Source organism: Pseudomonas sp. 91RF (assembly GCF_003576265.1).
In the GTDB taxonomy this organism is placed as follows: Bacteria; Pseudomonadota; Gammaproteobacteria; order Pseudomonadales; family Pseudomonadaceae; genus Aquipseudomonas; species Aquipseudomonas kribbensis.
The window spans coordinates 64,030-72,254 of record NZ_QWFC01000049.1 but is presented as its reverse complement, the minus strand read 5'-3'; the positions used below and the strand labels follow the sequence as shown (position 1 = coordinate 72,254).

Here is an 8,225-nt window from a genome sequence, read left to right as displayed (position 1 = left end):
GTGAGCAAGGCGCCGTTGAGGTCGATCGCGGTCAGCGCGCCGCCCTTGGCGTAGTGGTAGTCGAGCTTGCTGTTGTCCGGCAGACGCATCCGGCTGAGCTGGCCGCAGGCGTCGTAGGTGTAACGCAAGGTGCCCCAGCCCTGATGCTCGCGTACCAGGCGGTCCTGCAGGTCGTATTCGAAGGCCAGCGGGTGATCCTGGCCGTCGTCCACCCCGACCAAACGGCCTAAACGGTCATAGCGATAGCTGACCTCGACCCCGTCCGGCAGGGTCTTGAGCAGCAGGCGTCCGGCAGCATCACGTTGGTAGCCGGTGACCAGCGTCGAGCCGTCGTCACCAAACTCGGTCTTTTCCAGCAGATGGCCGTTGCGGTCATAGGCGTAGGCGGTGCGCCGCCCATCGAAGCCGGTTTCCTGTCGGATCAGTCCGGTGGGCGTGTAGTCCAGCCGGTACTTTTCGCCCGACTCGTTCTCGATTTCCGTCAGCAACAGCTGCGTATGGTCGTAGCGGTACTGCAGCCGCGTGCCGTCAGGGTTGATCCGCCGGCTGACCAGATGCAGATCGTCGTCATACTCGTAGCGGGTGATGCGCCCCAGTTCATCGCGTTCGGCGGTGATCTGGCCATAGGCGCTGTAGGACCAGGCACGGGTGGCACCGGTCGGCGAGGTGGTCTGGATCAGTCGGCCAACGGCGTCCCACGCATAGTGGGTGATCGCGCCGTGTTCGTCCTGCGCAGTAATCCGCCGTCCCAAGGCGTCGTAGGAAAACTTCCGAACGCCACCGTCAGGCAGGCTCTCCTCGACCAGTTGGCCGAGGTCATTCCAGACGAACACGTGGCGGCCACTGTCCGGATAGCGGATCGACAGCAATCGCCCCTGCGGGTCGTAGTGGTAATGCGTGACATGGCCGCCGGGATCGACGGCTTCGGTGACATCGCCCTGGGCGTTGCGCCGGTAGGTCCACTCAGCGTCGCCCCGGCTACGGCGGTGCAGGAAACCGTTGCGGTATTCGTAGGACGTCGGCGCATCGTCCGGCGGAATCAGCGCAACTAACCGTCCGACGTCGTCGTAGCGGTACTCGGTGACCGCCCCCAGCGCATCCTGCTCGGCGATCAATCGGCCCTGCGCATCGTAGGCCTTGAGCTGCTCTCCACCATCCGCCGCGACCTGACGCACCAGCCGCGCCGTGTCGTCGTGGACGTAAACCTCTTCACGACCATCGACGTACTGCACCCGCACACTGCTGGCGTCGTCCCAGACGTAACGCGTGTCCATCTGCGAAAACGACGCCCAGTGCCGCACGCAACGCGCCGCTTTGCCGGAACGCTCCCACTCCCAGAAGAAGCTCGCGCCGCCCGTCAACTGCCGTTGCAAAATGACGTGCTGATCGTCGTAGTCGTAACGCTCGCTCTCGCCGACGGCGTTGGTCGCCTCGATCAACCGATGACGGGCATCGAAGCGGTAACTGGCCAGCGTCTGCTCGGTACGCCAGGCAGACTCACGAAAAACCTGATAATCGACCGCGACCAGATGCGCCCGCTCATAGCGCAGCAACAAGGACCGACCGGCCCCGTTATCCAGCCGCTGCACACGGTCGGAAAGATCCCGATGAACCGTCAGGCGATTGCCGTACGCATCGCTGACAACCGTAAGACGCCCCGCCCGAAAGTGATAAAACCGCGCCGCCTCACCCGCCAGCGCAACGATCAACTCCTCCGGCTCATCCCCAAGAAAGATCGCCGCCCGCGACAGACTGTTGTGAATCGCCGGCCGCTCGACACTCGGCAGCGGAAACCGCGTGCGCCGGTTCTCGTGGTCAATCCAGGCCACCGAAGCGCCATCAATCTCCAGCCGATGCGCCAGCGAATGGCTCCAGCCAAACCCCAGTCCGACATCGATCTCAACCGCACTGGTGCGATACAACCGACTGAACTCGAACGGCAGCAATCCATCCAACACGCCATCGGTCAGCGTCAGCAGCTCTTCGCCAGTGACCATCGACACCGGACAACCGTTGGTGCAGGTGCGGGGCACACAGTCGGCACTGTCGCCGTTAGGGTTCCTCGCCTGATCAGGCTTGTCGTCGTGGTGCTCATCTTTTTTCAGGGAAGCGTTGCGTTTGGCATCCCAACGCAATTGCATGCGGCCCTTCTTCACGCCGGCTGCGATACCTCGTACAGCGACGGATTTGTAGTGGTTCACGTAGTCGATGACGGTGCCGACAATGCTGAACAACGCCTTCACCAGACGCGTCACCGCCGACAACAACTGAGCGCCACTATCCACCAGGCGCAAGGTCAGATACGCAATCCCCGCCCCGGCACCAACGAAGGTCAGCACAACGCCGATCAACACATCGATCAGCAGTTGCACCACCACCATCGAGACCGCCTCGGCGGTTTTTCCGGCAATTTCAGTAGGCGGCAGCATCTCCAGCCAGAGGCTGGCGGTACGCAGCAATAGGCACAGCGCCGCCTCGTCACTGACCAGTAACTGCAGCTTCTCCATCATTTCAGGCGCTGTTTCTGCCAGCGCGATCAACTGTGCAGCACCACTGCCCAAGCGCTCGGCAAACTTCCCGGGATCCTGGAGAATCTCCGACAACAACCCGATGCTGTCCCACACCCCCTCGATCGCCGCCCAGCTCCCGGCCAGCAGGCCATTACCCGCCGCCGTCGCCACCGACTGCGACCACTGCGGCTTGAAGCCCTCCCATTCGCTGCGCAACCAGCCATCCAACTGCCGAGTCAGCCCATCGTAGGACTCGAAAAGCGCATCAACCTGCTTCTCGCTGGCCTCGCCGTGCACCACCACCCGATAGAACTTGCCCGGCTCACCGGTGAACAAACCATTGCCCTGGGCATCGAGCGTGACGGACTTGACCTCACCGCCATCCACCGCCACCACATCGACAACGATGTCGCCCAACGGAATGTCGTACACCGACTCAAACTTGCTCTCGATCTCCATCCGCCCGGTTTCCGGGCATTGCACGACCGCCGAAGAGAAACGCTTGTCGTCAATGGCGACCGCCGTGCTGTGCTCGCCGAAACGGATGATCCGCTCCATCCCCATCAACGACGGCAAATCGGCCGCATGGCTGATGCTGTCAGCAGAGCGATTGAGCCAATGCCTGAGCTGTTCGCGATAGAGGTCGAGGGTGCGGGGAAAGCTGTCGAGTGCTTGCTCGATGCGGGTGATGGCTTCCATCAGCGCATTCCCATGCGCATGACGAAATGAAAAACCGGGTCGAACATGGGCGTTCCCTCGCGCAAAAATCAGGCGAAGGACTTTGCGGGGGATCAAACGGAAAAGAAGTCAGGCGAGTAGGCGGAGGATGTAGGAGAAGTCTGTAACTGATCTTTATCGCACAGCAGACGCAAAACGGGGCGGGAGGTTTCCCTCTCGCCCCGCTCACGGAACAAATGACTTGTTTACGAAGAAGAGTCCCGGCCGGCCAGCTCCTTCAATTTGAGTTCGGCCAACGGATGTCCGGCCTTGGCGGCCATGGTCCACCAACGAGCCGCTTCCAAAGGGTCCGGAGCCTTGCTCGGTGTACCGGCAAGACTGATGACACCGACTTGATACGCGGCCTTGCCATCCCCGGCCAGCGCCGCCAGCCGCAGCAACCGGACGCCCTCCTCACGCGCCCCAAGGCCCACGCCGCGAAACGTCAGGATGTGGCCGTAAAAGCTTTGCGCGCCGACATCGCCCAGGTTGGCCATGCGCGCAAATTGCCCTTCGAGCCAACGCCAGCCTCGGGGCTGACGGACAAACCACGACCAGTGAAACAGCCTGCGGGCCAGCCAGTAACTTGCCCGCGCCTTGAGTCGTAAAAACACTCAGGCCTCCGCCGATTCCGGGTACTCGTACTCAAAGACCCGCACCACTTCCGAGGCATGCCAGGAGGCGGCGGCTACACCATCGGACGGCCCGGAAAATCGCCCCAGACGCTCGACACACTCAAAGAAACCGGTGCGTGGCAGGCGACTGGCGCCCTGGCTGATCACCAGCGAACTGCGCAACGGTTGTTCGGCTTTCGCGTCCAGCGCAGCCAGATGCTCCAGTGCAGCGGTCAGGGTCTGCATCGCCGGCGTCGGCAGTTGCAGACGTTCGAGCAAGGCTCGATAGGTCAGAAGATGGCGCTGCCTGCGCGCCTGGTCCAGCTCCCCCAGCAATCCGTCCCAATGTTGACGACTGATGCGTACGCTCACGATTGTTCCCTCCACCCTGGCACCGTCAACTCCCAGGCCAGGCTACGGCGAATCGCAGCGTCGGGCAGACGCTCACCGCTTTCGATCATGGCCAGGTAAGACGGGCTGATGCCTACCGTGCGGGCCAGCGCCTCAATGGCGATGCCCTTCCCTTCGCGCAAACTGCGTAATTGATCCAGACCTGGAAGAATCGGGTCCGGTGTGGCCGCAAGCGGCGCTGGAGCCGGTTGCGACGGTGCTTCGTTAATGCCTGCTGCTTTCAGTAGAGCCTGATACTGAGCCCATGGCAGAACCGCATATTCGGGTTCGCCATCGCGTGCAATTATCTGAATATCCATGACTACCCCGTAGGACAACAACACTTAGCGAGTCGGCACTTTTCCCTAGAAGTGTAATCCTAACAGCGGCCAAGGTCGTGGGGGGTATCTATCTGTATAAGAGGCTGTCGCGATTCAGGACTTTTTCGGGCCCTGAAGTTGAAGTTGTTCGGGTGTATCGGGCAGGCGCTCGACAACCCTGAGCTTTTCTGGCGATTGTCGCTGACGCCACAAGCGGAATGCGTTGAGTTCGTCGTCGAGGGTTTTCATCACCCACGCGAGGACGGCGATGTCATCGAGCATGCCGAAAACGGGAATGAAATCCGGGATCGCATCCACCGGACTGAGGAAGTACATCAGGCCCGCAACGACCGAAATCATTGCCTTGGGACTGATCGCGCGATACTCGCCACGCCAGTACGCCAGACACAGTGCCTGGAGCAATCGCAGGTCATCCTTCAGCTTGCCGAGACGATTGCCCTGGGCGGCGCCTTTGCTGGCCACGGCAAACAGCAGCGTCGGCAAGCGGCCACGGGCCAGGAGTCGTCCGGCCAATGGCAGGAACCGGGCGAAATTCCATGGAGCTTTCATCTATTTCTCCCGTTGAAATGTTATCCACACAAATTGTGGATAACCTTGTGAACAGAGCTGCATTTCAACGCTGAGAGCCCCGGTTCATAAGGGCTGCGCTCAGATCGGGCGTTTTTTACTCACATAAAAAACCCCAATATTTCATTGACTTGGCGGCTCAGGGCGTCTAGCGCGGGCAGCTACAAAGTCTAGGACTGTCGTGGTGCCTGTCAGTTCGCTCTGTTTACGCCGGGCGTCGACCAGATGCAACAACGCCCCGCATTAGCGAGGCGTTGTTGTCGAAACCGGGGCCAATTACTTGGCTGCGGCGTCTTCCTTGGCTGGATCCTTGATGGCCAGCAGTTCCAGGTCGAAAACCAGAACCGAGTTGGCCGGGATCGCCGGGCTTGGCGATTGGGCGCCGTAAGCCAGGTCGCTAGGGATGTACAGCTTGTACTTCTCGCCAACGTGCATCAGTTGCAGACCTTCGACCCAACCCGGGATCACACCGCTGACCGGCAGATCGATCGGGCTGCCGCGCTCGACGGAGCTGTCGAATACGGTGCCGTTGGTCAGCTTGCCGGTGTAGTGAACGGTCACTACGTCGGTAGGCTTGGGCTGTGGGCCGTCGGCTTTCTGGACCACTTCGTACTGCAGACCGGAAGCGGTGGTGGTCACGCTTGGTTTCTTGCCGTTTTCTTCGAGGAATTTCTTGCCGGCGGCTGCCGACTCTTCGCTCATCTTGGCCATGCGCTCTTCGGCACGCTTCTGCAGCGCGGCGAAAGCTTCGACCAGTTCTTCATCTTTCAGCTTCTGTTCTTTCTTGCCGACGGCATCTTCGATGCCCTGGGCTACCGCTTTGGAGTCCAGATCATCCATGCCTTCCTGAGCAAGGCTCTTGCCCATGTTCAGGCCGATACCGTAGGAAGCTTTTTGCGCCGGGGTTTTCAGCTCTACGCTGGTCTGCGAATCACAACCCGCGAGGACCAGGCTAACCAGGGCAACCGCCGCCGCCAACCGATGCTGTTTCATGCTATTTCCTTGTTCATGCGCCGAAAGGGCAATCGAGTAAAGCCGCGAGCTTATCAGGCCGCCACGACCAATGGCTACCGGCATGAGAGCAGGAATCTTCCGATAAGTTCAGGGATTAAAAAGCATTTGGGCAAAGCCATGATGAAGCTTCTGTCATCTTGCCCTGACAGTGACCGATGCCCCTTCCCACAACACTTGGCGTAATGGCCACTTGCCGCACGCGGTCCGGCTCAGGCATAACAGCGCAACAACTCGACAAGGATGTTCATCTTGCGCCTCTTATTCCGTGTACTGATGCTGATCGTGGTACTGCTGGGACTGGCCCTGGCGGTGGTTCTCTACTATGTCGCCAATCCGAAATTGCCCTTCCCCGCCCCCGTAAAACAGGTGCATTACCTCCAGCAATGGAGCGATGAGCAGCGTCAGACCTATTACTTCACGCCGCAAGGCACCCAGGTCAAAGGGCTGCACTATGAGTGGTTCCAGGCACTGGAGCTGCCGTTCTCGCAGCAACGTTTCGCATCTCCGGAATACCTCGCACGCTTCGGTTTTCTGGTCGATCCGCAGCAAAAAGCCACGCCAAACAATCCGGGGAATCTGCCGGTGGGTTTCACCCGGCATCAGAACCCGGGCACCTCTGAGCAATATCTGGACATCACCTGCGCGGCCTGCCACACCGGTGAACTGCATCTCAACGGTCAGGCCGTGCGCATTGACGGCGGCTCGGCGCAGCACGTGTTGCCTTCCAGCGTTCCTACATTGCGTGGCGGCAGTTTCGGACAGGCCCTGGTCGCCAGTCTGGCTTCCACTTACTACAACCCGTGGAAATTCGAGCGCTTCGCCCGCACCGTTCTCGGCGAAGAATACGACGCACGCCACGAACAACTGCGCAAAGACTTCAAAGGATCGCTGAATACATTCCTGAAAGTGGCGTGGAACGACACCCATCGCGGCCTCTATCCCACCGAGGAAGGTCCTGGCCGAACCGATGCATTCGGACGAATCGCCAACGCGACCTTCGGCGATGCAATCTCCCCCACCAACTATCGCGTGGCCAACGCCCCGGTGGATTACCCGCAACTGTGGGACATGTGGACCTTTGACTGGGTGCAGTGGAACGGCTCGGCGCAGCAGCCGATGGCGCGCAATATCGGGGAGGCACTGGGGGTTGGCGCCACGTTGAATTTCTTCGATGCCAATGGCCAGCCGCTACAGGGCGACGAACGTTACGCATCGAGCGTGCGCGTGCGCGATCTGCACAAGATCGAAGAAACCCTGCAAAAACTTCAGCCACCCGCATGGCCAGAAGAACTGTTTGGCAAAGTCGACAAACCACTGGCGGCCAAGGGTCGAGCCCTGTTTACCGAAAACTGCGCAGGCTGCCACGTCCCTCGGGTGACGCAGGAAGGTGAACGCTGGGTCCAGCATCTGCACATACTGCCGGTGGATGTCATCGGAACCGATCCGAACGCGGCCAACAACATCGCCAACCACCGTTTCGACCTGACGGCGCTGCAATGGAATCCGGCGGAACTGGAGAAAATGGACGTGAAACTGCATCCCACGTCCAAAGAACCGCTCGATCTCAGCCAGTTATCCGTGGCCAAGGGCCTGGCTTACGTGACGGCATTCGTTGAAAACCGCGCTTATCGTGAAGCGGGCGTCACAGCGCAGGAAAAACCGGAACTCGACGGCTTCGGTCTGCCCATCGGCGTCCGGGAAAAAGTCGCCTACACGGCCCGGCCGCTTGCTGGTGTATGGGCTACCCCGCCATTCCTGCACAACGGCTCGGTGCCGAGCCTGTATCAACTGCTGTCGCCGCAGGATGAACGCTCCACCACTTTCTATAAAGGCTCCCTGGAATACGACCCTCGGCATCTGGGGTATCGCACCGAAGCCTTTACCAACGCTTTCCTGTTCGACACGCGCATCACCGGCAACCACAACAGTGGCCATGAATTCCGCGCCGGCGAGCGTGGTAACGGGGTCATCGGACGATTGTTGCAGCCTGAGGAGCGCTGGGCGCTGTTGGAATATCTGAAAGTGCTGGGCGGCCCGCTGGAGGCGCAACTGCCATGATCTTCAATTCATTC

General features: G+C 60.4%; 7 protein-coding genes. 1 reads left to right on the top strand and 6 read right to left on the bottom strand.

Going from position 1 to position 8,225, the window contains the following annotated elements; all coding sequences use genetic code 11:
- The 6 genes from DXT77_RS27005 to DXT77_RS26980 all read right to left on the bottom strand — a co-directional run.
- Positions 1 to 3,209, bottom strand: a 3,209-nt coding sequence (locus tag DXT77_RS27005; protein ID WP_147407028.1) for a DUF6531 domain-containing protein, incomplete at its 3' end; no start/stop codon positions are given.
- Between the two features lie 224 nt (positions 3,210 to 3,433).
- Complete coding sequence (locus DXT77_RS27000; RefSeq protein WP_119429832.1) at positions 3,434 to 3,841, bottom strand: SEL1-like repeat protein; 408 nt, start codon at positions 3,839 to 3,841, stop codon at positions 3,434 to 3,436.
- Positions 3,842 to 4,213 (bottom strand): hypothetical protein, encoded by a 372-nt coding sequence (locus tag DXT77_RS26995; protein ID WP_003223109.1) that lies wholly within the window; start codon positions 4,211 to 4,213, stop codon positions 3,842 to 3,844. It lies immediately after the preceding gene.
- On the bottom strand, positions 4,210 to 4,551 hold the full coding sequence (locus DXT77_RS26990) for a helix-turn-helix transcriptional regulator (RefSeq protein WP_007950435.1): 342 nt from the start codon (positions 4,549 to 4,551) through the stop codon (positions 4,210 to 4,212). Before DXT77_RS26990 ends, DXT77_RS26995 begins: the two co-directional genes overlap by 4 nt.
- 114 nt (positions 4,552 to 4,665) lie before the next feature.
- Positions 4,666 to 5,121, bottom strand: coding sequence for a YkvA family protein (locus tag DXT77_RS26985; RefSeq protein WP_085732321.1), 456 nt, complete (start codon positions 5,119 to 5,121; stop codon positions 4,666 to 4,668).
- A 294-nt stretch (positions 5,122 to 5,415) separates the two neighbouring features.
- Entirely contained in the window at positions 5,416 to 6,132 is a 717-nt protein-coding gene (locus DXT77_RS26980; protein WP_119429831.1) for an FKBP-type peptidyl-prolyl cis-trans isomerase, read from the bottom strand.
- A 270-nt stretch (positions 6,133 to 6,402) separates the two neighbouring features.
- On the opposite strand from DXT77_RS26980, the gene DXT77_RS26975 reads away from it, so the two are divergent.
- Positions 6,403 to 8,211: a di-heme-cytochrome C peroxidase gene (locus DXT77_RS26975; protein ID WP_119429834.1), complete on the top strand. Its 1,809-nt coding sequence runs from the start codon at positions 6,403 to 6,405 to the stop codon at positions 8,209 to 8,211.
- Positions 8,212 to 8,225 lie beyond the last annotated feature (14 nt).